The following is a 23,735-nucleotide window of genomic DNA, read 5'->3' as shown; positions in this document are numbered from 1 at the left end:
GAGGCGGCCCCCGCCGCCGGGCGGGGGCCGCCTCAGTGCGCGGGCACCCGCTGGCTGGCCACCAGCTCCCGGTAGGGCGTGCAGCGCTCCAGCAGGGTGGGATGGTCGCCCGCGTCGACCACGGCGCCCCCGGTCAGCATGATCACGTGGTGGGCGTGCTGGACGGTGGAGAGCCGGTGGGCGACCACGATCACCGCCCGGGTGGCCGCCAGGTCCTGCACGACGGCCCGGAACCGCTGCTCGTTCAGCCCGTCCAACTGGCTGGTGGGCTCGTCCAGCAGGACGATCTCGGCGTCCGAGAGCAGGGCGCGGGCCAGGGCCATCCGCTGGCGCTGGCCGCCGGAGAGGTCCGACTCGCGGCCCAGCGGCGTGTCCAGGCCCTGCGGCAGCCGGGCGATGTCCTCGGTCAGGCCGACGGCGTCCAGCGCGGCGGCCAGTTCGCCGTCACTGGCCTCGGTGGTGCGGCCGAGCTGAAGGTTCTCCCGGGCGGTGGCCTCCAGCAGGGTGAAGGCCTGGTCCACGTAGGCGATCCGGGACCGCAGCGCGTCCAGCGGCCACTGCCGGGCGTCGTGGCCGAGCACGCTGATCGAGCCGGAGGACGGCCGGATGAACCGGTCGATGAGCGAGAGCGTGGTGCTCTTGCCCGCACCCGAGGGGCCGACCACGGCGGTCAGGCCGGTACGGGCGGTGCTGAAGGAGATACCGCGCAGCGCGGCGTCGCCGGCCCCGGCGTGGGTGTAGGACACGGAGCTGAACACCACCGCGGGGGCGCCCGGCAGCGGGGTCGGGGCGGTCCGCCCGGCGTCCTCGGGGTCGCTCTCCGGGGCCAGGGCGAGCAGTTCGTTGCAGCGGTCCCGGGCGGCCAGGCCGGACTGCAGCCGGCCGAAACCGGTGGCCAGCGTGCTGACCGAGGGCACGGTCTGCAGGAGGTACAGCAGGAACGCGGCGAAGGCCGCCACCCCCAGGTCGCCGGCGGCCAGCCGGGCGCCGCCGGTCAGGATCACCGCGATCATCGCGAGCTGGTTGCCCAGCGTCAGCGCCGCCGGGATCAGCGCGCCGAGGCGGGCCCCCCGCAGCGAGACCGCCCGCAGCCGCTCGGCGTCGGCCGCCAGCGCGCGGGCGGCCACCGGCTCGGCCCGGTAGGCCTTGATGGTGGTGAGGGCCTCCAGGTTGGCGGTGAAGCGCTGCGCGATCTGCCCCACCGCGTTCTGCTGGCCGGTGACGTTGTCCTTCAGCCGACGCAGGATCAGCACCACCAGCACCGTCAGCACGGCCAGCGACACGACGGTGACCAGGGTGAGGACCCAGTCGATCCAGACCATCACCAGCAGCGTGCAGGTGACGGTCAGCGCGGCCAGCGGCAGCTGGGTGGCGATCTCCACCACCTGGCGCAGCAGCAGGGCGTCCGAGGTGATCCGGGCGGCGAGGTCGCCGGTGCCCTGCGCGCGGACGACGGCCAGTGGCAGTCGCAGCGCGTGGTCCATGATGCGGACCCGCAGCCGGTAGGTCATCCGCTCGCCGATCCTGGCCAGCAGGAACCCGGACACCGCCGTGGTCAGGGCGCCGCCGACGGCCGCGACGCACATCATCGCGATGTCGGGGCCCAGCGACCGGTGGGCGGAGAAGTCATTGATGATCTTCTGGACCAGCAGCGGCAGCGCGAGGGCCGCCACGGTGGCGCCGAGCGCGAGCAGCAGGGCGCAGGTGAGCCGGCCGGGATCGGTGGTGAGTTCGCGGCGCAGCCGCACCTTGTCCGGCGCGCGGTCGGCGGTGCGAGGGGGCTGGTCGGCCACGGCAACCTCTCTGACGGTGCGGTGCGGGGCTGTCCTGTGTTCTGCAGTGCGTTGCGGCGCGGCCGGGTGCGGTGCTGCCGGACGGCGCCGGACGGCGGACCGGGCCGGAGCGGCGGTGTGCCGCGCCGGCCCGGTGGCCGGCCGGGCCCGTGACGACGGCCCGGCCGGCTCCGCCGTGTCACCCGCCCTTGCGGGCGAGGGCACGGCTCAGAGGCAGATCAGCGTGCTGACGGTGCTGGTGCCACAGTTGAGGACGCTCAGCGAACTGGTGCTGGCGAGGGTGTCGTCGATCGGGGCCGCCTCGGTCTCGGGCAGCTCCATGGTCTGGAGGTCGAGGATCGCCATGACTGTCTCCTTCATCAAGAGGGTGGATCGCCCGGCCGGCGGCCGGGAGTCGGTGGGGGCGCGCCGGGCGCGCCCTGGGCGGTCGGGCCGGTGGGCCCGTCAGCCGGGGATGCCGGCGGTCGGCGCGGGCGCGCCGGACGGGCCGGTCCAGGGAAGGAAGGGCGTGCCGGCAAGGGCTGTGCCCAGTGCCAGCAGCACGCCGGCGGAGCCGGTGGCCAAGTCCGCCGAGAGCCGCAGCAGGTGGTCCCCGGGGAAGGCGAGTTCGCCCTGGTAGGAGATCTGGTGCAGGGTCAGCAGGGCTCGCTGCCGGGCCAGCAGGGCCGCACCGGACACCGTCACCGCGGTCGGGGCCCCGGCCGCCGTCGAGGTCCCGTCCGGGACCCCGTCCGCCGCCCCGGTGCCGGCCCGGGCGTCCGCCCGCCGCTGGGTCAGCGCCAGGTAGCCGAGCAGGCCGGCCCGTCCGTTGAAGAGCCCGGGCTGGATGATGAACTCGGGCTCGGCCGCCCGGCGGATCGCGGGTTCGTGCTCGGCCGAGGGGCTGTCGGGGCGGTGGGCCAGCAGGGCGTCCAGGGCGAGGCCGATGCCGGCGCTGCCGGTCTCCAGGTAGGGCAGCACCCGGCGTCCGTCGACCACCTGGAAGGTACCGTCGGCGACGCTCGCGCACCGGTCGAGGTCCAGTTCCAGCAGGTGCTCGGCCTGGTCCAGCAGCGCGTGTTCGCCGGTGTGCTCGTACAGCCGGATCAGCGCCAGGGCGGTGCCGGCGGCCCCGGCCAGCAGGCCGGCCCGTCGCCGCGGGTCCCCGCGGCCCGACTTCTCCAGCGCGTCGGCGGCGGACCGGGCGAGTGACAGCGCCTCGTCCAGCAGCCCTGGCTCGCCGGTTGCGGCGGCGAAGTGCAGCAGCGCCAGGGCCGTACCGGGGGCGCCGGTGCCGAGGCCCGGCCCGGGATCCTCGTCCGCCGCCGTGCCGAGGCGCCGCAGCAGTCCGAGCGCCTCCTCGCGCTCGCCCAGCAGGTCGAGCACGTAGGCCACGCCGTGCCCGCCGAAGTACAGCCCGGCCGTGGCAGGGCGGTTGCGGGCGGCGCGGACCAGCCAGCGGACGTGCGCGGGGTCGACGCCGGCGCCGCTGGCGTGCAGGGCGTACAGGACGCCGGCCGCGCCGTGCGCGAGGCCGAGGCCGCCGCGGGTGAACTGGGCGACGTCGCCGGGGAAGAGCCGGTCGGGGCGCTCGGGGGTGGCCATCGCCGCGATGCCGGCGGCGAGCGAGTCCCTGATCCGCGGCCAGTCGGGTGCCGGGGCGGCCAGCAGGGCGTTGGCCTCCGCACGGCGCCGCCCGAGCTCGGGGCGTGCGGCCCGGCCGTCGGCGGGGGAGGAGCCGAGCAGGCGGCGGATCTCCTCGGTGTAGCCGGGCGGCACCGGGAAGCGGCGCTCCAGGGCGTCCGCCAGTTCGCCGGCCTTGCCCGGGTCCAGCGCGGTGAGCTGGGCGAGCGGCAGGAACAGCCACAGCCGGATCGCGGCCAGCCCGTACCGGTCGATCTGCGTACCGGTGTAGCCCTTGGGCGCGGTGAAGCCGGCGGCGCCCAGCGCCGGGCGGACGAAGTCCTCGGCGGTGCTGGCGAGTTCGAAGTCGATGAAGCAGATGTCGCCGTCCGGCCGGATGATCAGGTTGCGCGGGTGGAGGTCTCCGAAGACCACCCCGCGGGCGTGGATCGCGGCCAGCGCCCGCTCCACCCGGTCCACGATGTCCAGCGCCTCGCGGGTGTACTGCGCCACCGTGCTCTCGTCGGCGTCCGGGTGGATCAGCGGGTAGTTGGCGGTCAGCCACTCGCTGAGCGAGCGGCCCTCGACGTACTCCTGGACCAGGAACTCGTGCTCCCAGGCGGTCAGCAGCCCGTGCTGCGCCGGTACCCCGGGCACCCCGGCCAGCCGGGCCAGGATGTCGTGCTCGTTGCGCAGACGGGCCACCGCGTCGACGCCGCGCTGGTCCAGCCCGGCGTACGGCCGGGCCTCCTTCAGCACCACCTGCGGTCCGTCGGCCCCGTCCCGGGCCAGGTACACGCCGCCGGCGTTGGAGAAGTGCAGGACCCGCTCCACGGTGTACGGCAGTCCGGAGTCCTTCTGCACCGCGCGCTCGGCCACCGCCGCGGCGATGACCGCCGGCACCGGTGCCCAGTCGGGGACGGAGAAACCGGCGCCGCGGACGTCCGGGACGAGGCGCCCGTCCGGTCCTTCGAGGGCGAGCACCCGCTCCCCGGCCTCGTTGCGGCAGTGACGTTCGGCGAACCCCCCGTACCGCAGGTAGAGCGGGCCCTCGGCCCAGCGCAGGTCGCTCAGGATGTAGGGGCCCCTGCGCCCGGCGAGCAGCCCGCCGAGGCCGTCGAGACATCGCTCCAACTCGGCGTCGTCCACGGGGTAGACGGTGCAGAACTTGCCGCTGGAGCCGCGCGGGGCGTACTTGGAGTTCTGCACCTGGAGGATCGGCAGGCCGCGCAGGAACTTGAAGGTGAGGTTCTCGCGCAGGCAGTAGGCGTAGACCTCCTCCAGCACCGCCTCGGCGTCCTCGGCGCACGAGGAGACGTGGATCTTCCAGCCCTGTGAGGGGAGTCGGACGCCGGTCGGGCGCACCACGGCCCAGATCTCCAGCTCGCCGCGCTCCCAGCCGGCCGGCAGGGGCCGGCCGACGGCCGCGAACTCCTCCTGGGCGCCCCAGCGCCGGGGCGAGTCGTAGAACAGCGGGTCGGCGTAGGCGTAGGCCTCGTACTGGTTGTCCAACGGAACCCTCCTCGGTGCGGGACGTACGCGGGTGGGGCGGCGAAGGCGCCGGCATTCGCGCCCCGCCGGGGAGGCAGGGGCCGCCGGGCGGACCGGCGACGGCGGCCCGGAAATCCCGGGCCGCGATGCGACTATCGAATTGTTGGGTCATCACGAGTTCGTACGCAACAGCGCAGACGAAGGTATTCAGCTGGAATATTCACCCCGGCGCGACCGGTCGCTTCCGGCGCGAGCCGGAGCGTGCCGGCACGCGCCGGTACGTACCGGGGTACGTACCCGAAGGGGTGCGGAGCGTCGGTCGCGGGCTGACCAAGGAGCCGTACCCGGCTCGTCGAACCCGTGTTGAACTGGCATGATGTGACGCCCGGTCGGATTCTCGGCGGGGCGTGGGGGCTGCCGGCGCGGTAGGGGCGGGGCGGCGCACGCGGGGGTGGTTCACCCCGTCGTCGGCCCGTCGTCACCGGAAGGCGTTCGTGAATTCGAGGAAAAGACGCGAACGAATGAAGGAAAGTCGATTCTTTGTGCTAATAACGGTCGAATTTCGGTGCACCGAATTCGAGCGGGCTTGGTCCTGTTTCCGGGCCCGTCCGCCGGGAGTTCCCGGCGGACGGTGGGGGAGCGTGCGGGCCGCTCCGGTCGCCGGGGCCGTCCTCACCGCGGCGGGAGCGCGAAAGGGCCCGGGGTGACGCCGCGTCGGCGCGTCACCCCGGGCCCGTGCCTGCCCGCGGGAGTGGATCAGCCCGGATTGCCCGCGTGGGTCAGGGTCTCCCAGGCGGTGAAGAGGTTGTCCGTCCCGGCCGGGCGGCGCTGCTCGGTCAGCGCCTGGGTGTTGTCCATGCCGTAACCGAGCCGGTTGTGCAGGGCGTTGAAGCCCACCTCGGTCACCGGGCCGAGGCCCTTGTCCAGGCTGCCGTTGCACAGCCAGGACGGCACGGCGGTGCCCAGCTCGTACTTGGCCTGGAAGCCGAGGGCGTGCCGGAGCCGGTCGGCCACCTCCGGGTAGAGGTCCTGGCCCTGGATCCGGCTGGTCTCCGCCACGTGGGCGATCGCCGAGAGGCCGTACCCGGTGTGGGTGAAGTCCCGGCAGGTCTCCTGGGTGAGCCCGTCGACGAAGGTGCTCTGGCCCTGCCAGTAGGAGACGATCTGGTCGCGGGTGTTCAGGCCGCTGCCCGGTGCGGTCCTCGGCAGCGCGCCGTCGGAGGCCAGGTAGATGTACGCGGGCACCCGGCCGCGGAACTTGGCGACCGCCTTGTCGTAGACCGTCCGGTCGTCGAGGAACACGGCGATGCCGATGGTGGCCTCGTTCATGCTCAGTTCCCAGTTGCCGTTGCTGTTGGAGCCGTTGACCACCTCGGGCAGGTAGACGTTGCGCAGCATGGTGCCGAACCGGGTGACCTTGTCGGAGGCCCAGCCGGTGTACGTGTAGCGGATGATCTCGGCGGCGCGCGGCCAGGTGGAGGCCGACCAGGCGCTCTGCAACGGTGCGTTGCTGTTGGTGTGGTCGGTGATGGTGCCGGACCAGGCGTCCATGATCTGGACGGCCTTGGCCGCGTAGCGGCTGTCCTGGGTGATGTACCACTCCAGCGCCAGGGTGTACGCCGCGATGGCGTCCTCGCGCTCGTCGGTGCAGCCGATGTTGGGGTTGGAGTACGAGCCGCACTCCACCACCGACCGCGGCTTCGGGGTCCGGCTGAGCGAGGCGTACCTGCTCGCGTGCATCTGGTCGTAGGCGGCCTTCCACGGCTGCTCGCCGGCCTTCACCTTGGCCCGCACGAAGTCGAGTTGGGCCCGACTGTCGAGCACTCCGGGGTGGGCGAAGGTGGTGGGCGCGGCCTCGGCGGCCGGGGCGGTGCCCAGGCCCGAGGCGAGCAGGGTCAGCAGTCCGGCCAGGGCCGGCAGCTTGCGCAGGTGACGGTGCACGGCGTGGTCCTCTCCTTCGGGCTCGGCCGCGGTCAGGCCGGCAGCAGCCACTGCTGGTTGGCGGCGCCGAAGCAGTCCCAGAGCTGCAGCCGGGTGCCGTTGGCGGAGCTGGGGCCGGTGGCGTCGACGCAGCGGCCGGAGACGGGGTTGACCAGGGTCGAGCCGCTGCCCGGCTGCCACTTCTGGGCGCCGGTGCCGTTGCAGTCCCAGAGCTGGAGCTGGGTGCCGTTCGCGGTGCCGGCGCCGGTGGCGTCCAGGCACTTGCCGAGGGCCTGCAGCGAACCGTCCGCGCCGACCGTCCAGTTCTGGGCGGCCGTGCCGTTGCAGTCGTAGAGCTGGACGGCGGTGCCGTTGGCGCTGGAGGCCGCCGCGACGTCCACGCACTTGCCGCCGTAGCCGCTGATCCGGCCGGTCGGGCGGGGGTTGCCGGTGCCGCCGCCGGTGATCCCGTTGAAGGTGCTCGCGAACTGGTAGGCGCTCTGCGGCGTCCCGCTGCAGCTGTCGGACAGGGTGCCGTTGGTGGCGCAGGCCTTGTCGCGGCCGAGCGCCCAGAAGGCCAGCAGCTGGATGCCGTTGCTGCGGGCGAAGTTGGTGAGGGTGGTGGCGTTGGCGGTGGTGAACACCTCGTTGGTGCTGTCGTTGACCCCGATCATCGGGGTGTTGCCCTCCATCGCCCACAGCTGCTGGGAGGTCTTGGTCGTCCAGATCTGCCCGAGCTGGGTGTGCAGCGCGGTGGCGGCGTCGGTGGCGGCCTTGCCCCTGTCCAGGGTGGGGCCGTAGTCCATGGTCATGATGTTGACCACGCCGACGTTCAGGCCGCGGCTCTTGGCGTTGTTGAGCAGGCTGATCGAGTTGGACTCCAGGCCGGTCGGGTTGACCGGCAGGGTGTAGTGCACGGCCAGGTTGCGCCCGGCGGCGGCGTACTCCTGCTGGAGCTGGGCGAGGGCCTGGTTGCGGCGGTCGTTGGCGGTGGTGTCGCCGAGCGCGCCGCCCTCGATGTCGAGGTCGATCTTGGTGAGGTTGAGGGTGTCGACCACCCGCTTGTACTGGGCCTTCAGGCTGCTCACCGTGGTGCAGGCCTGGCCGAGTTCGGTGCCGGACGCACCGCCGAAGGAGGCGATCACGTCACCGCCGGCGGCCCGCAGGCTGTTGATCGCCGACTGCCAGCCGGCGTCCGTGACGGGGGTGTTGCCGTTGAGTGTGGCGTTGCAGCTGCCGTCGCTGATGACGAAGGCGAGGGTGAAGTACTTGAGGCCGGTCGCGTTGCGGGCGTTGGCGAGAGCGGCGGGGGAGCCCCAGGTCTCGACGTAGGGCGCGGCGTACTGGGCGGGGAAGCCGGGCCCCGGGTTGGCGGCGGCGTTCGCGGCCGGGGCGGCGGCCAGCAGGGTGCCGGCGGCCAGGGCGAGCGGCGCGAGCAGCGCGGTGAGGCGGGAGGGGCGTCGCATGGGTGTCCTCCTGGGACGGCGTGTGGGGGTTCGGCCGTGCGGTGGGGCGGCGTCGGTCCGTGTTCGCGAGCGCGATCGGGGACGCCGGACGGCGGGCCGAGCGGGTGGGGGCCCGGTGTGGAGAGTGCGGTGCGGCTCGGCTCGGCACCGGAGTCAACCGGACCTCGGCGGGCGCCGTCAAGGGTTATTGACTGGAAGGTTTACTAACTGTCGATCCGTCAACTGATGAACGATCATCCCCGTCCGGGCCTGCACTTTGCCTTCACGAGTTGGCGACAATTGGTAGAGACCAAAGGGTTGACGCTCCAACAGTTACAGAGGTTGAATCACTCCGCGACACCGGGCTGCCCGTCCCCAGGCCCCTTCCCCCCGGTGCCGATCCCCCACCCGAGGCGCCCCCGGCCGCACCCGCGGCCGCGTCCCACCGCGCCCTCGGCCCACGGAATCCGGAGCCGACCATGCCCAGGCATCGATCTGCCCACCGTTCAAGGCCCCGCCGCGCCACCGCCACCCTGCTGGCCGGCGCCCTCGCCGCCGCGGGCCTGCTGGCCACCGGCGGCACCGCCCACGCGGCCGGCGAGCCGGTCTCGATCTGGCTGACCAGCACCGACGACGCCGGCGGCCGGCACGTCACCCGAGGACTCCAGCAGCAGGCCGGCATCAGCTTCGGCGCGGGCTCCGGCAGCGGCGGACAGCTGATCACCGTCGACGAGTCCACCCGCTACCAGCAGTTCACGGGTGGCGGCGCCTCGTTCACCGACACCGCCGCCTGGCTGCTGAACAGCAGCGGAGCACTCGGCGCCGCCACCCGCGACGCCACCATGCGGGGGCTCTTCTCGCCCACCGACGGCATCGGACTCTCCTTCGTCCGCAACCCGATGGGCTCCTCCGACCTGGCGCGCTACGGCTACACCTACGACGATCGCCCGGCCGGGCAGACCGACCCCACCCTGGCGAACTTCAGCGTCGCCCACGACCTGGTGGACGTGCTGCCGCTCACCAAGCAGGCCAAGCAGCTCAACCCCGGCCTCAGCGTGATGGCCTCGCCGTGGACCGCCCCCGCCTGGATGAAGGACAGCGGCAGCCTCGACGGCGGCTGGCTGAAGGCGGAGAACTACGGGGCCTACGCCCAGTACTTCGTCAAGTACCTGCAGGCCTACCAGGCCCAGGGCGTGCCGGTGAACTACGTGACCGTGCAGAACGAGCCCACCTGCTGCGCCGGCTACCCGTCGATGAGCTGGAACGGCTCCGGGCTCGCCTACTTCACCAAGACCAACCTGCTGCCCGCCCTGGCCGGCGCCGGCCTGAACACCAAGGTCCTCTCGCTGGACTGGAACTGGGACCAGTACGCCTCCTACGCGGCGCCCACGGTCGACGACCCGGCCGTCCGCAGCCACCCCAACTTCGGTGGCATCGCCTGGCACGGGTACGGCGGGGACGTCGCCACTCAGACCACCGTGCACAACCAGTACCCCGGGGTGGACGCCTTCGACACCGAGCACTCCGGCGGCACCTGGATCGGCAACCAGCAGCAGGAGGACATGCGCAACATCATCGACTACACCCGCAACTGGGGTAAGTCGGTGACCAAGTGGAGCCTGGCGGTGGACCAGAACATGGGCCCGCACTACGGCGGCTGCGGCACCTGCACCGGCCTGGTCACCGTGCACAACGGCGACTCCCGCAGCGGGCAGGTGGACTACACCGTCGAGTACTACACGATGGGCCATCTCACCAAGTTCGTCCGGCCCGGTGCCTACCGGATCGCCTCCACCGCCAACTCGGCCGTCCCCAACGTCGCGTGGGTGAACCCGGACGGCTCGAAGGCGCTGATCGCCTACAACGACAGCGGCGCCGCGCAGAACGTCCGGGTCGCCTGGGGCGGTCAGAACTTCACCTACAACCTGCCGGCCAGAACCTCCGCCACCTTCACCTGGAACGGCAGCGGCGGCGGCCAGGGCGGCGCGAGCGGCCAGGTCACCGGTTTGGGCCGCAAGTGCCTGGACGTGGCCGCGGCCGGCACCGCCAACGGCACCGCCGTCCAGCTCTACGACTGCAACGGCACCACCGCGCAGACCTGGACGCTCGGCACCGACGGCACCGTCCGCGCGCTCGGCAAGTGCCTGGACGTGACCGGCGGGGCCACCGCGGACGGCAGCAAGGTGCAGCTCTGGGACTGCAACGGCTCCGGCGCCCAGCAGTGGACGTACTCGGCCGGCTCGCACGACATCGTCAACCCGGCCGCGAACAAGTGCCTGGACGCCACGGGCAACAGTTCGGCCAACGGCACCCGGGCCCAGATCTGGACCTGCACCGGCGCCGCGAACCAGAAGTGGACCGCGCCGACGCCCTGATCCGCACGCACCCACCCGCCGCACCGGCGGCCGCCGGGCGGGGCTCCTGCCCCGGCGGCCGCTCCTTCCCGCTCCCGCGTCCCGGCCCACCCCCGCTACGATGGCCGGACATGGGTACTGCCACTGGACCGAACGAGCGGCTCGCCGCCTTCGGCGACGAGTTGATCGAGATCCACCACCGGCTGCGCGAGGAACTGGCGGCCCTGCGCGGTGACGTCGACGCCTTCCTGGACGGGCGGGGCGGACGGCCGCGGGAGCTGAAGGAGCATTGCCTCTCCTTCTGCTCCGTCCTGACCAGGCACCACACCGGCGAGGACGACGGCGCGTTCCCGCTGCTGGCCGCGGAGTTCCCGGAACTACGTCCGGTCATCGTGAAGCTGGCGGAGGACCACCAGCTGGTGAGCGGGATCGTGCGCAGCCTGGAGAGCCTGCTGGGCGGGATCGCGGCGGATCCGGACGCGGCCGAGGCCGAGCGGGTCCGGCGGGAGCTGGACGGCCTGACGGCGATCCTCACCTCGCACTTCGCCTTCGAGGAGCGGCGGATCGTCCAGGCGCTCAACTCGCTGACGCCCGGATCGGGAACGACCGCGAGCCTGCTCGGCCTGCCGATGGACGACAAGGGCTGAGCCGTCCCGCCCGCCCGACTCCCGGGCCGGGCGGGCGGGACGGCCCGGGGCGTCCGGTCAGGGCGCCGCCGGGGCCCGCGCCGCCTCCCGGCGCAGGCGCAGTTCGCAGATGACCGCCCAGACCACAGAGACCACCGGGACCGCCACCACCGCGCCGATCACCCCGGCCAGGATGCCACCGGCGATGACCGACAGGGCGACGGCCACCGGGTGCAGCCGGACCGCCCAGCTCATCACCAGCGGATGCAGCAGGTGGCCCTCGATCTGCCCGATCACCACGATCAGCGCCAGAACGATCAGCGCCGTCACCGGGCCCTTGGCGGCCAGTGCCACCACGGCGGCGATCGCCATCGCGACCGGGGAACCGATCAGCGGCACCAGGGTGGCGAAGAACTCCAGCACCGTCAGCGGCAGCGCCAGCGGCACCCCCAGCAGGGCCAGCGCGATGCCGACCAGCGCCGCGTTGCTGGCCGCGACGATCATGATGCCCCGGGTGTAGCCGGCGAAGGTCCGCCAGGCGGCCCGGCCCGCGTGGTCCCAGGTCTCCCGGGCGCCGTGCGGCAGTTGGTGCTTCGCCCAGCGCCACATGCCCTCGCCGGAGTGGATGAAGAAGATCGAGCAGAACAGGGCCAGCGCCGCGCCGGTGACGATCTCCACCACCCGGCTGGCCTCGTTGACCGCCCGGCTGACCAGGGTGGAACGGTGTTCGGTGAGGAAGGAGCTGATCTTCGACTGGAGGTCCGAGACGGTGGCGGGCTTGATGTGGAAGGGTGCGCCCTTCAGCCACAGTTCGATCCGGTCGACGCCGCCGCGGAACTCGTCGCCGAGCTGCTTCCACTCGCCTGCGACGTTCTCGCCGATCAACGCCAGCACGCCGGCGAGCAGCAGGATCGAGCCGAGCACGGTGACCGCGACGGCCACCCCGCGCGGCAGCCAGCGGTTGATCAGGTCGGCGGCCGGCCGCAGCACCGCCGTGATCACCAGGGCGACGAAGACCGCGATCACGGGCAGCACCAGCCGGCCCAGGAGCGCCAGCACCGCGTACACGGTGGCGCCCACCAGGAGCAGCCGCCAGGCGTACCCCGCCGCGTGCTCCAGCCCCGGCGGGACCTGGTGCCCGGAGGGGGCGCCGCCGCGGGTCACCGGCCGGCGGGTGGCCGGGCCGCCGGTCCGCGGGCGCCGGCGGTCCGGCCTGCCGCCCCGCTCCGGGTCCTGACCCGCTGCCGCCCGTGGTGTCATCGCGGTGTGCCTTCCGTGTGTGTCGACCCACCTGCCGGCCCCGCCCCCGACGTTACGTCAGAGCGGATCCGCTCCCGCCGCACCGGCCGCGGTGGCCGTTCGCGTGTCGCCGCGGTGCGTCCCGCCCGGCCGGGGACAGCCGGCCCGTGGACGGCCCGTCCGTGGACGGCCCGTTCGGGAACCGCCCGTCCGGGAACCGCCCGGCCCGGGGACCGCGCCGCCGGGTCGCCGGGGACGCGCCGTCGTATCGCTGCCCGGCCGACCCGCCGAACCGTCATCCGGGCCCCGGCCCCAGGCCGACACCGCGGGTGACCAGCGCGGCCGCCGCCGTCGCCGCCAGTACCAGGGTGGCGAGGAACGGGACCCGGCTCCGCGCGCCACCGGGCAGGGGCAGCACGGTCAGCGGCGCCATCAGGCCGGTGACGCCCAGCGCCGCCCAGCCGGCCGCCCCGGCCGGACCGGGCGGCCCGAGCGTCAGGACCACCGCGGCGGAGCCCAGCACCAGCGCGGCGAGCACCCGGGTGAGCCCGCCGCCCAGCCGCTGCGGCAGGCCCCGGACCCCGGCCGCCAGGTCGGCCTCGATGTCGGGCAGGACGTTGGTGAGATGCGCGCCGGTCCCGAGCAGCGCCCCGCCGAGCACCGCCCAGCCCGGCGGCCAGGGCCGGCCGGGCAGGCCCAGCGCGACGAAGGCGGGCAGCAGGCCGAACCCCAGCGCGTACGGCAGCCAGGACAGCGGCGTCCGCTTCAGGCCCAGGTTGTACGCCCAGGCCGCGCCCACCCCGATCAGGTGGGCGAGACCGGCGAGCAGCCCGACCGCCAGCGAGAGCGGGACGCACAGCGCCAGCGCGGTGCCGGCCGCCAGCTCCAGAGCACGGGGCCGGAGGGCGCCGCCGACCAGTGGTTTCTCCGTCCGCCCGGCGGCCACGTCCCGGCCGTGGTCGACCCGGTCGTTGCACCAGCCGACGGAGAGCTGGCCCGTCAGCACGGCGCCCGCCACCAGGAGGCAGCCGGCGGGGGCGAGGCCGGAGGCCGCCGCCAGGGCGGTGACCAGAACGGTCACCACGGCCGTCGGCTCGGGGTGACACGCCCGGACGAGTCCGCCGACCGGCCCCGGAACACGACCGTCCGGCAGCCGAACTGACGCCTCGACCTGCTGGGTTCCGGTCTCTCGCACCCGACGATGCTAGCCGCCGGGCGCCCGGGATGTCCTGAAACGCAAAGTTGCTGGCGATTCTCCCTAGTATGGGGTGATGACGCGAATCGCGGCCGTCCACGGAGTCCTCCCGCCCCACCGCTACCAGCAGCACGAGATCAGGGACGCCCTCGCGGAGATCTTCCTGGCCGGCGGCGCCGACCGCAGGTCGCTCGACCGGCTGCACGCCACCGCCACCGTCGGCACCCGCCACCTGGCCCTGCCGCTGGAGCGGTACGCCGGGCTCGCCGGATTCGGCGCCGCCAACGACCTCTTCATCGAGAACGCCCTGGAGCTGGGGGAGCGGGCCCTGCGCGGGGCGCTGGACGAGGCCGGCCTGCGCCCCGAGGACGTCGACCTGATCATCTCCACCTCGGTCACCGGCATCGCCGCACCCTCCATCGAGGCCCGGCTCGCCGACCGGATCGGGCTGCGGCCGGACGTCAAACGGCTGCCGCTGTTCGGCCTCGGCTGCGTGGCCGGGGCCGCCGGCGTCGCCCGGCTGCACGACTACCTCCGCGGACACCCCGACCAGACCGCCGTGCTGCTCTCGGTCGAGCTCTGCTCGCTGACCGTCCAGCGCGGCGACGGCTCGCCGGCCAACCTGGTGGCCGGCGCGCTGTTCGGCGACGGCGCGGCCGCCGTGGTCGCCGTCGGCCCCGAGGCCCCGGTGCGCGGCGCGCCCGGGCCCACCGTCCGGGCCACCCGCAGCCACCTCTACCCGGGCACCACCGGCCTGCTCGGCTGGCACATCCGTGACCAGGGGTTCGGCATCATGCTCGGCAGCGACCTGCCGGAGGTCGTCCGGGAGCACCTCGGCGACGAGGTGCGGGCCTTCCTCGCCGACCACGACCTGAAACGGGACGACGTCACCGCCTGGGTCTGCCACCCGGGCGGGCCCAAGGTGCTGGACGCCGTCCGTGAGACGCTCGACCTCCCGGCCCGGGCCCTGGAGCTGAGCCGGCGTTCGCTGGCCGAGGTCGGCAACCTGTCCTCCGCGTCCGTCCTGCACATCCTGCGCGACACCCTCGCCACCCGGCCGCCGCTGCCCGGCACCCCGGGGGTGCTGCTCGCGCTGGGGCCCGGCCTCAGCTCCGAACTCGTCCTCCTCACCTGGTAGGCAACCGATGGCCCCCTACACCCTGCTGGTGCTGCTGGTCGCCCTCGAACGACTGGCCGAACTCGTCACCGCCCGCCGCAACGCCACCTGGAGCCGACGGCAGGGCGCGAGCGAGTACGGCGGCGGCCACTACCCGGTGATGGTCCTGCTGCACACCGGGCTGCTGGCCGGCTGCCTCGCCGAAACCGCCCTGGCCGACCGGCCGTTCGTCCCCGCCCTCGGCTGGCCGATGCTCGCCCTCGCCCTCGCGGCGCAGGGCCTGCGCTGGTGGTGCATCGCCACCCTGGGTCCGCGCTGGAACACCCGGGTGATCGTCGTACCCGGCCTGCCCCGGGTCGACCGCGGCCCCTACCGCCTGCTCGCCCACCCCAACTACCTGGCGGTGGTGGCCGAAGGGATCGCCCTGCCGCTGGTGCACGGGAACTGGCTCACCGCCACCGGCTTCACCCTGCTCAACCTGCCGCTGCTGGCCGTCCGGCTGCGCTGCGAGAACGCCGCCCTCGCCACCCTGCCCGCACCCGCCGCCGCACCGGCCCTCCGGTAGCCGGGCCCGGCGTGATCGACCTGCTCGTCGCCGGCGGCGGCCCGGCCGGACTCGCCACCGCCATCCACGCGGCCCTGGCCGGCCTGGAGGTGGTGGTGGCCGAGCCCCGCGCCACCCCGATCGACAAGGCCTGCGGCGAGGGGCTGATGCCCCCGGCGCTGCGCGGCCTCACCGCCCTCGGCGTCACCCTCCACGGGCATCCCCTGCGCGGGATCCGCTACCTCGACGAGGCCCGCAACATCGCCGAGGCGCCGTTCGGCAGCGGTCCGGGCCTGGGCGTACGCCGCACCGAGCTGCACCGGGCCCTCGCCCGCCGGGCGGCGGAACTCGGCGTCCTGGTCGAGCCGGTCCGGGTCGGCGCCGTCCAGCAGCACGGCGACCACGTCCGCGCCGCCGGGCTGCGCGCACGCTATCTGGCGGCCGCCGACGGACTCCACTCGCCGATCCGCCGCAGCCTCGGACTGGGCCTGCCCGACGACCGTCCGGCCCGCTTCGGGCTGCGCCGGCACTACGCGGTGGCGCCCTGGAGCGACCACGTCGAGGTGCACTGGTCGGCCGGCAGCGAGGCCTACGTCACGCCGCTCGGGCCGCAGTTGGTCGGCGTCGCCGTCCTCACCGGGCACCGCGAACCGTTCGACCGCCAGCTCGCGCGGTTCCCGCAGCTCGCCCGCCGGCTGCCGCCCGCCGCGGCACTCGGCCCCGCCCGGGGAGCCGGCGCGCTGCGCCAGCGGGTTCGGCGTCGGGTCGCCGGGCGCGTCCTGCTGGTGGGGGACGCCGCCGGCTACGTGGACGCGCTCACCGGCGAGGGCATCTCGGTGGCGCTGGCCGGCGCGGCCCGACTGGTCGACTGCGTACGGGCCGGCCGTCCGCACGAGTACGAACGCGCCTGGTGCCGGGCCACCCGCCGCTACCGGCTGCTCACCGAGTCGCTGCTGCGGCTGCGCGGGCGGCCGGCGGTGGCGGCCAGGATCGTCCCGGTGGCGGCCCGCCACCCCGCCGCCTTCGCCGCCGCCGTCCGCTGCCTGGGCTGACGGTGCCTCAGCACCGGGGCGGCGGCCCGTGCCGCGGCCGGGCCGGCAGCGGGTACGGCGCGTGGCCCACCGGCTCACCGGTGCATCGAACCACGCCGGCGGCGCCGTACGCACCGGCGCGGCACCCCAGTGCCCCGCGCGGACCTGGTCGGCGGTGCCACTGGGGTCTTTTCCCGGTGCGAAGCGGCACACGCGGGTGATGTGCTGCAGTCGCCGCAGCCCGCAGCCCGCAGCCCGCAGCCCGCAGCCCGCAGCGCCCGCAACCCACCCGGAAGGCCAGAGCCCATGACACCGGAACCCCACCCCGGCGGTCCCGCGAACCGCCGCGCGTTCCACCGGGCCGCGACCGCCGCGCTCGCGGCCCCCACCGCGGCCGCCCTCGTCGGCGGTGCGCCGTCCGGCGCGGCGCACGCCGCCGGATCCACGGACCTTCCCGACCTCGCCCCCGCCCCGGCCGCCGCGACCGGCCCCGCGCTCAACCAGCAGGGCTACTTCGTCGGACGTGTCAGGGGCAGCCTGTACTCGGTGACCGACGGCTGCTACCAGGCGATGTTCCTGAGCACCCGGGAGGGCGTCGTGCCCGATCCTGATCGGGCACTCCTTCGGCGGCATGATCGCGCAGAAGCTGCTCGGCCGGAACCTGGCCGCCGCCGTCGCGATCGACGCCGCCCAGATCAAGGACGTGCTCCCGCTGCCGCTCTCCGCGTTGCGCGCGACGCTGCCGGTGTTCAGGAACCCCGGCAACAAGCACCGGGCGGTCTCCCTCACGGCCGCGCGGTTCCGCTTCGCGTTCGGCAACGCCCTCCCCGAGGAGGAGTCGGTGGACCTGTTCGAGCGGTGGGCGATCCCCGAGCCAGGCAGCCCGCTCTTCGAGGCCGCCGCCGCCAACTTCAACCCGCATGCGCCGGCCAAGGTCGACACCGACAACGGGGCCCGTGGACCGCTGCTGCTGATGACCGGCGGCAAGGACCACACGGTGCCGGAGGCCGTGGTCCGGGCCACCCTGAAGCAGTACCGGCACTCCGACGCCGTCACCGACTTCCCCGACCGCGGGCACTCGCTGACCATCGACGGCGGCTGGCACGAGGTCGCCGCCACCGCGCTGGACTGGCTGCGACGACACTCCCTCTGAACCACGCACGACCGACAGCACCGAAGCGTCGAAGGGCTCTGGCATGGAACTGCACCTGACCGGCAGGACGGCGGTCGTCACCGGCGCGAGCCGCGGCATCGGACTGGCCGTCACCCGGGCACTCCTCCGCGAGGGGGCCCGGGTGGTGGCCGGTGCCCGGGAGGTCGGCCCCGAGCTGCGGGCCCTGGCCGCCGAGGGCGAGGTCCACCCGGTCGCGGTCGACCTGACCGCACCGGACGGCCCGGCCGAACTGGTCGCCGCCGCGGCCTTCGCCTACGGCGGCCTGGACATCCTGGTGAACAACGTGGGAGCCGTCCGGCCCCGGGTGGAGGGCTTCCTCGCGGTGACCGACGAGGACTGGGCCGCGACCCTGGCCGTCAATCTCCTGGCCCCCGTGCGCGTCACCCGGGCCGCGCTGCCGTACCTGCTGGAGCGGGGCGCCGGGAGCATCGTCACCGTCAGCTCCGTCAACGCCTTCCTGCCCGATCCGCTCGTCATCGACTACAGCGCGGCCAAGGCCGCGCTGTCGAACTTCTCGAAGTCCCTGTCCAAGGAGGTGGGCCCGCGGGGGATCCGGGTCAACACGGTCAGCCCCGGCCCGGTCAGTACCGGCCTGTGGCTGGCCGACGGAGGGGTCGCCGCCACGGTCGCGGCCGCCACCGGCGGCTCGGCCCGCGAGGTGGCCGAACAGGCCGCGGGTGCGGCCGTCACCGGACGGTTCACCCACCCCGAGGAGGTCGCCGACCTCGTCCTCGTCCTGGCCGGCGACCGGGCCGCGAACATCACCGGCGCCGACTTCGTCATCGACGGCGGTCTCGTCAGCACCCTGTAGCCGCCCCTCCCCACTCCTGGAGCGCCCATGCGGCCCCTCGACGACATGCAGCACCTCGACGACCGGGGGGACCCGGCCGGCCCGGGGTGAGGGACCGGGCGGCACCGGGCTCCCCGGGGAGGCCAGGTCCGAGGGGTGCCCGGTGCGTGCGCCCGGGCCCGCAGGGTCAGCCGCGGAACTCGGCCGGGCGCTCCGGGGAGGCCGCCGCCAGTGCGGCGGTCACCTCGGCGGTGCCGGCCGCGAGCCCGTAGACCGGGGTGCCGGGCTGCTGGCGCCAGGAATCGTCGAGGCCGCCCGCGTCGACCACGTCGAAGCCGAGCTCGTCGAGCAGCGACCGGACGGCCTTCTTCGCCCCCTCGTCGTCACCGGCGATCGGCAGCGCGACCCGCTCGGGGTCTCCCGCCGGGCGGGGCTTGTCCAGGATGTGCTGCGCGTAGGTGCCGTTGAACGCCTTCACCACCGGCCGGCCGAGCTGACGCTCCGTCCAGCGGCTCTCGGTGAGGCCTTCGTCCTCGATCGCGGCGATCCACCCGTCGCGCTGCTGCGGGTAGTAGTTGCCGGTCTCGATCAGGGCGAAGCCCTCGGCCGCTCCGTCGAACACCCCGGCGGGCAGGTCGGGCACGTTCTTCAACGGGACGGACACCACGATCACTTCGGCGCCGCGCGCCACCTCCGAGACCGGTACCGCGGTGGCGCCGGTCTCCTCGGTCAGCGCGGACAGCGTCTCGGGGCCGCGCGAATTGGCCACGGAGACGTCGTGCCCGAGCGCCGTCAGGCGGCGGGTGAGGTTGCCGCCGATGTGTCCCGCGCCGATGATGCCGATCTTCATGAGCTCTCCGAGATTTCTGGAATACGTACGCGATCGGATGCCGCAGCGACGACAACCGCCGGGAAGATCGGCGTAATCCCGCCGCGGCGGAGGTTCACCCGTACGGGACCGACCGGCGCTCTCGGGCCGGTGGTGACGGCCGGCTCGTTCCCTGCACCTGCACCCGAATACCCCTACAACCCGAAGTCCAGGGGAAGGCACGAGTAGAAGGTCCACGACCGCTCCGGGTTGTAGGGGTCCGCTTCCCCCCGCTCCGGAACGTCCCTGACTTCGGTCATGTCCTCGAAGCGGATGCGTTCGGGCAGGCTGCTGAACCGCCCACGCCGTGCCGCGGCGGTGACATCGGTGCCCTCGTCGTCGTTCATGGTGCTCCTCCGATCTCCCGTCGTGCCAGCATGCTCCCTGTTGAGTCACCGGTCAAGAAGGTTACTGACGGGAATGGCCGCCATCACTTTGCGTGCCCACCTCGCGTGGTCGGGGAGGACGCGGAATCCCGTCTGCCGCCCGCGGCAGGACGGGGCGCGGCATCACGGTCACGCGGTGCGGCCGGCCCGGGCGGGCTCGCCCGGGCCGCCGGCGGGCGGGGTGCGGGACACCGGGTCCCGCACCCCGCCCGGGGCTCGGTCCCGGTGGCCGTTCAGGCGGCGAGGAAGGCCAGCAGCGCCTGGTTGACCTCCTCGGCGTGCGTCCACAGCAGACCGTGCGGGCCGCCCTCGACCTCGACGTAGGTCGCGGCGGGCAGAGCCCGGTGGAACGGCCGGGCGGTCGCCTCGACGGGCAGGATGCGGTCGGCCGTCCCGTGCAGGATGAGCGCCGGCACGTCGATCTTCGCGATGTCGGCGCGGAAGTCGGTGGGCCAGGTCAGCGGCGCGGCGGCGGCCGCGTGCGCGCCGCCGCTCGCGGCCACCTCCCAGCTGGCGCGCAGGGCCTCCTCGCTGATCCGGGTGCCGAGGTAGTCGTCGAGGTTGTAGAAGTCCCGGAAGAACGAGGTGTAGTAGGCGTACCGGTCGGCGGCCGCCGCCTGCGAGACGCTCCGGAAGAACTCGGCGGGCGCCGCACCGCCGGGGTTCTCGTCCGTCAGCAGCAGCCAGGGCTCCAGCGAGGCCAGGAAGGCCACCCGGGCGACGCGGGCGGTGCCGTGGGTGCCCACGTAGCGGGCGACCTCGCCGGTGCCCATGGAGAAGCCGACGAGCACCGCGTCCTCCAGCTCCAGCGTCTCCAGGACGGTGTGCAGGTCGGCGGCGAAGGTGTCGTAGTCGTAGCCGGTGGTGGGCTGGGACGAGCGGCCGAAGCCGCGGCGGTCGTAGGTGATGACGCGGTGGCCGGCCGCCAGCAGCGCCGCGGCCTGCTTCTCCCACGAGCGGCCGCTGAGCGGATAGCCGTGGATGAGCACGACGGGCCGGCCGGCGCCGTGGTCCTCGTAGTACAGGTCGATGTCGGCGGAGTTCTGCTGGCCGACCGTGATGTACGGCATGGGGTGTGCTCCTGCGGTGGACGGGTCCCGGACGGTTCCGGGCGGTGCTGGGTGTCGGGCCTGCGGCGCGGGCGACGTGGTGGGCCGCGACGGTCCCGAGGGGGCGGCCGGGGAGACGGCCGCCCCCTCGGGGGCTCGATGGGGCCGGCGGCAGGACGGCGGTCCGCGCCGGGCGGGCCTTCCGCGTGCTGCCGCGCGGCCGTCGGGTGTGTGCCGCCCGCGTCAGCGGCCGGCCCTGGCCGCCTCCTCGATGACCTGGGCGACCAGGGCCGGGTGGGAGACCGCGACGGAGTGCGAGGCGGCGACCTCGGTGACGTGGGCGTGCGCGCGGCGGGCCATGTACAGCTGCGCGGCCGCCGGGATGTTGAGGTCCTGGGTGGTGACGATGTCCCAGCTCGGCTTCTCCTGCCAGGCTGCGGCGGTGGCCTTCTCCGCCAGGGCGCTCTGGGCGACGGGCCGTTGGGCGGCGGCCATGACGGCGGCCTGGGCGGCCGGTACATCGGCGGCGAACTGGTGGCGGAACTTGTCCGCCCGGATGTACAGGTCGGTGGTCGCGGTGCCGCCGGCCGGCGTGTAGGTGATCGGGTTCAGGGCGTCCGGGAGCGTGGAGCCGGGGAACTTGTTGGTGAGTTCCAGCGCCGTCTCGCCCGGGGCCGGCAGGAACGCGGCCACGTAGACCAGGGCCTTCACCTCCGGGTCGTTCGCGCCGGCGGCGCTGATGACGGAGCCTCCGTAGGAGTGCCCCACCAGCACCTTGGGCCCCTGGATGCCGTCCAGGACGCTCCGCAGCACCGCGGCGTCGGCGGCCGGCCCGCGAAGCGGGTTGGCGGGGGCGACCACCGGGTAGCCGTCCGCCCGCAGCCGGGTGATGACGCTGCTCCAGCTGGAGCCGTCGGCGAACGCCCCGTGCTCCAGGACGACGGTGGGCCTGGCCCGCTCGGCGGTCACCGTGGGAGTGGTGGCGTTCGCCGGGCCACCGACGACGACGGAGCCCAGCACCGCACCGGCCGCGACCATCGGGACGACGACCGTCGGAAACCACCGCTTGCGCCAGTTGTTGCTACCTGCCATGGGGAGAACCCCTTCCGGGTGAGATCGACATGTGTGGGGAGGAGCCACCCCGGGCCGTGCGCCGCACGGCCCGCCGTTCCGCTGCGGGGCGGCGTCCGAGGGGGCTTGACGGGCTCCACCCTCCTCGCCGGGCCGGGGGCCGGGGATCCGTCACATGACGGTCGGTTGCCGGGCCTCCGCGCCGTGGGCCCTTGCGTCATGCGCACGGTCCCACGTCACGCGAACCGCCCGAGGTCGCCCGTACCGCCCGAAATGACGCGTATCGCCGAGGTCGCGCGGTAGTGCCCGAGCCGTGCGGCGCCGTGGGCTGCGAGCCGGCGGGTGCGCCGGCATCCGGGCATCCGTTGTCGGGCCCGGGGAAGTCCGGTGCGAGGCGGGGCCGCCGCTGCCGAAGCTGCTGCCACCTGGTCGCCCGCGGCCGCGAGGACGCCATCGCGGGCCAGGACTCGGTGCGTCCGCGCCGGTTCCGGTGCTGTCCGACCGTCAACTGACGGATGTGCCGGGACGGTGGGCGGCCGAGGGTAGGTGGCGCCGGGCTCCTGGCCCGCTCCCGTCCCCGCTCCCGTCCCCGTTCCCGCCCCCGCCCCCGCCCCTGCGCCGTCACCGGCCGAGGGTCCGGCCGGCACGAACGGCCCGTGCGACGGCGACGTCCCCAAGAAGGAGAACACCGTGAGAACCAGCAACCCGATCCTGTCCAGGCGGGGCATCAGCCGCATCGACGCCCCGGGTACGGGGGTCGCGGAGCCCCGGCCGGTCGGCCTGTCCGCGGGCTCACCGCTGCCCGGTGACCGCCCCCGAAGCCCCTACGCGGGCTTCGACGCACCGGGACCGGCCGAGGACGTCCCCGCCGGCGGCAGGCCGATGACCCTGGACGACGTGGTGGTCCGAACCGCCGCGACCCTGGGCACGGTGGCGCTGGCGGCGGTGCTCTCCTGGATCCTGCTGCCCGTGGACGAGACCGGTGTCGCCCGCTCGTACGCCGTCGCCGTCGGCTGCGCGCTGGTGGCGGTCGTCCTGTCGCTCCTGCAGACGTTCCGGCGCCGGCCGTCCCCGGTGCTGATCCTCTGCTACGCGGCTTTCGAGGGCGTCTTCGTCGGCGTCCTGTCCGATGTCACCTCGACGTACATCGCCCCCGGGGTCGTCGTCCAGGCGGTGCTCGGCACCCTGACGGTCTCGGCCGGCGTGCTGATCGCCTACCGGATGCGCTGGATCCGGGTCACCGCCAGGTTCTCCGGCTTCGTCCTGGCGGCGGCGACCGGATTCGTCCTGCTGACCGTCGCCGACCTGCTGTTCTCGGCCTTCGGCGGCGGGAACGGGCTCGGCTTCGACAGCGGCGGCATCGGCATCGCGTTCGGCGTCGCCGGGATCGTCCTCGGTGCCTGCTTCCTCGCGCTGGACTTCCGGCAGGTGGAGGACGCCGTGGCGGACGGCGCCCCGCGCGAGGAGGCGTGGCTGGCCGCCTTCGGGCTCACCCTGACGCTGGTGTGGATCTACCTGGAGGCGCTCCGGGTGCTGACGCTGCTCCGGGGCGACGACTGACGGGTCCGCCGTCCGCCGCCCGGGTCCGCCGTCCGCCGTCCGCCGCCCGGGTCCCTCGGGCCGGCGGCACCTCCGGGTCGTGCGCCCCGGCGGCCCCGGTCGGCGAAGCCGGATCTGATGACTCGTCAACAAACATGCTGCGCAGCACGGGTGGCGCCCCGCGAAAGGATTCACACGATGCCCCGGTCGGAGCGGCTGCGCGCCGCCACGAGGATCGCCGCACTGCCGGCCCTGCTGCTGCGGGCGTCGGGGGTGCTCGCGGAATCGCTCGCCCGCGGTTCGGGGTCGTGCGCGCCGGCGGAGTGCGCCGGGGATGCCACCTTGGCCTGGCTCGTCGCGGGCCAGCTGCCGGCATGTCTGCCGCCGGTGTCCTACTGGCCGCGGCCCTTGTCGCCCGGCGGCCACGGCGGGCGCGCAGTCCGGCCATGACCTTTGGTCGGACCGGGCGGTCGCCGGTTCCGATCCGGCGCCTTCGAGGAA

19 protein-coding genes are annotated in these 23,735 nt (G+C 74.2%); 8 read left to right on the top strand and 11 right to left on the bottom strand.

The window, feature by feature from the left end; all coding sequences use genetic code 11:
* Positions 1-32: 32 nt before the first annotated feature.
* The 5 genes from J2S46_RS04035 to J2S46_RS04015 all read right to left on the bottom strand — a co-directional run bounded on the left by J2S46_RS04035 (position 33) and on the right by J2S46_RS04015 (position 8,272).
* Complete coding sequence (locus tag J2S46_RS04035) at positions 33-1,793, bottom strand: ABC transporter ATP-binding protein (protein ID WP_191293872.1); 1,761 nt, start codon at positions 1,791-1,793, stop codon at positions 33-35.
* Between the two features lie 207 nt (positions 1,794-2,000).
* The gene (locus J2S46_RS04030) at positions 2,001-2,138 is read right to left on the bottom strand and encodes a SapB/AmfS family lanthipeptide (protein WP_107452462.1); all 138 of its coding nucleotides are present in this window, start codon (positions 2,136-2,138) and stop codon (positions 2,001-2,003) included.
* Between the two features lie 99 nt (positions 2,139-2,237).
* Complete coding sequence (lanKC, locus tag J2S46_RS04025; protein ID WP_191293871.1) at positions 2,238-4,907, bottom strand: class III lanthionine synthetase LanKC; 2,670 nt, start codon at positions 4,905-4,907, stop codon at positions 2,238-2,240.
* A 735-nt stretch (positions 4,908-5,642) separates the two neighbouring features.
* Positions 5,643-6,827 carry an alginate lyase family protein gene (locus J2S46_RS04020; protein WP_191293870.1) on the bottom strand — a complete coding sequence of 395 codons (1,185 nt, stop codon included), beginning with the start codon at positions 6,825-6,827 and terminating at the stop codon, positions 5,643-5,645.
* Between the two features lie 32 nt (positions 6,828-6,859).
* Positions 6,860-8,272: a ricin-type beta-trefoil lectin domain protein gene (locus J2S46_RS04015; protein ID WP_307348690.1), complete on the bottom strand. Its 1,413-nt coding sequence runs from the start codon at positions 8,270-8,272 to the stop codon at positions 6,860-6,862.
* A gap of 458 nt (positions 8,273-8,730) precedes the next feature.
* Between J2S46_RS04015 and J2S46_RS04010 the strand changes: the two genes are divergently transcribed.
* Together J2S46_RS04010 and J2S46_RS04005 are read left to right on the top strand one after the other, a co-directional pair.
* On the top strand, positions 8,731-10,626 hold the full coding sequence (locus tag J2S46_RS04010) for an RICIN domain-containing protein (RefSeq protein ID WP_191293868.1): 1,896 nt from the start codon (positions 8,731-8,733) through the stop codon (positions 10,624-10,626).
* 110 nt (positions 10,627-10,736) lie between these two features.
* Positions 10,737-11,252, top strand: coding sequence for a hemerythrin domain-containing protein (locus tag J2S46_RS04005; protein ID WP_191293867.1), 516 nt, complete (start codon positions 10,737-10,739; stop codon positions 11,250-11,252).
* Positions 11,253-11,309: 57 nt separating this feature from the next.
* Here the strand turns inward: J2S46_RS04005 and J2S46_RS04000 are convergent, their stop codons facing one another.
* A complete protein-coding gene (locus J2S46_RS04000; RefSeq protein WP_229913299.1) occupies positions 11,310-12,395 on the bottom strand; it encodes an AI-2E family transporter in 1,086 nt (361 codons plus the stop codon).
* Between the two features lie 370 nt (positions 12,396-12,765).
* Positions 12,766-13,665, bottom strand: a complete 900-nt coding sequence (locus J2S46_RS03995) for a UbiA family prenyltransferase (RefSeq protein ID WP_191293865.1) — start codon at positions 13,663-13,665, stop codon at positions 12,766-12,768.
* Positions 13,666-13,741: 76 nt separating this feature from the next.
* Here J2S46_RS03995 and J2S46_RS03990 point away from each other — a divergent pair, with 76 nt between their 5' ends.
* The 5 genes from J2S46_RS03990 (at position 13,742) to J2S46_RS03970 (ending at position 18,342) form a co-directional block, all read left to right on the top strand.
* Complete coding sequence (locus J2S46_RS03990) at positions 13,742-14,803, top strand: type III polyketide synthase (RefSeq protein WP_191293864.1); 1,062 nt, start codon at positions 13,742-13,744, stop codon at positions 14,801-14,803.
* 7 nt (positions 14,804-14,810) lie between these two features.
* Positions 14,811-15,347, top strand: coding sequence for an isoprenylcysteine carboxyl methyltransferase family protein (locus tag J2S46_RS03985; RefSeq protein WP_191293863.1), 537 nt, complete (start codon positions 14,811-14,813; stop codon positions 15,345-15,347).
* Between the two features lie 11 nt (positions 15,348-15,358).
* A complete protein-coding gene (locus J2S46_RS03980) occupies positions 15,359-16,378 on the top strand; it encodes an NAD(P)/FAD-dependent oxidoreductase (RefSeq protein WP_191293862.1) in 1,020 nt (339 codons plus the stop codon).
* 583 nt (positions 16,379-16,961) lie between these two features.
* A complete protein-coding gene (locus J2S46_RS03975; protein ID WP_307352717.1) occupies positions 16,962-17,510 on the top strand; it encodes an alpha/beta hydrolase in 549 nt (182 codons plus the stop codon).
* A 43-nt stretch (positions 17,511-17,553) separates the two neighbouring features.
* Complete coding sequence (locus tag J2S46_RS03970) at positions 17,554-18,342, top strand: SDR family NAD(P)-dependent oxidoreductase (RefSeq protein WP_191293861.1); 789 nt, start codon at positions 17,554-17,556, stop codon at positions 18,340-18,342.
* A 166-nt stretch (positions 18,343-18,508) separates the two neighbouring features.
* Here the strand turns inward: J2S46_RS03970 and J2S46_RS03965 are convergent, their stop codons facing one another.
* The 4 genes from J2S46_RS03965 to J2S46_RS03950 all read right to left on the bottom strand — a co-directional run bounded on the left by J2S46_RS03965 (position 18,509) and on the right by J2S46_RS03950 (position 21,716).
* Positions 18,509-19,171 carry an NADPH-dependent F420 reductase gene (locus tag J2S46_RS03965; protein WP_191293860.1) on the bottom strand — a complete coding sequence of 221 codons (663 nt, stop codon included), beginning with the start codon at positions 19,169-19,171 and terminating at the stop codon, positions 18,509-18,511.
* Positions 19,172-19,344: 173 nt separating this feature from the next.
* A complete protein-coding gene (locus J2S46_RS03960; RefSeq protein WP_191293859.1) occupies positions 19,345-19,536 on the bottom strand; it encodes a hypothetical protein in 192 nt (63 codons plus the stop codon).
* 272 nt (positions 19,537-19,808) lie between these two features.
* Positions 19,809-20,645, bottom strand: a complete 837-nt coding sequence (locus J2S46_RS03955) for an alpha/beta fold hydrolase (protein ID WP_191293858.1) — start codon at positions 20,643-20,645, stop codon at positions 19,809-19,811.
* A gap of 222 nt (positions 20,646-20,867) precedes the next feature.
* On the bottom strand, positions 20,868-21,716 hold the full coding sequence (locus J2S46_RS03950; RefSeq protein ID WP_191293857.1) for an alpha/beta fold hydrolase: 849 nt from the start codon (positions 21,714-21,716) through the stop codon (positions 20,868-20,870).
* Between the two features lie 669 nt (positions 21,717-22,385).
* Here J2S46_RS03950 and J2S46_RS03945 point away from each other — a divergent pair.
* The gene (locus J2S46_RS03945) at positions 22,386-23,255 is read left to right on the top strand and encodes a Bax inhibitor-1/YccA family protein (RefSeq protein WP_191293856.1); all 870 of its coding nucleotides are present in this window, start codon (positions 22,386-22,388) and stop codon (positions 23,253-23,255) included.
* The last annotated feature ends 480 nt before the right edge of the window (positions 23,256-23,735 follow it).

This window comes from Kitasatospora herbaricolor (assembly GCF_030813695.1).
GTDB lineage: Bacteria > Actinomycetota > Actinomycetes > Streptomycetales > Streptomycetaceae > Kitasatospora > Kitasatospora herbaricolor.
This window is presented reverse-complemented; position numbering and strand designations above follow the sequence as displayed.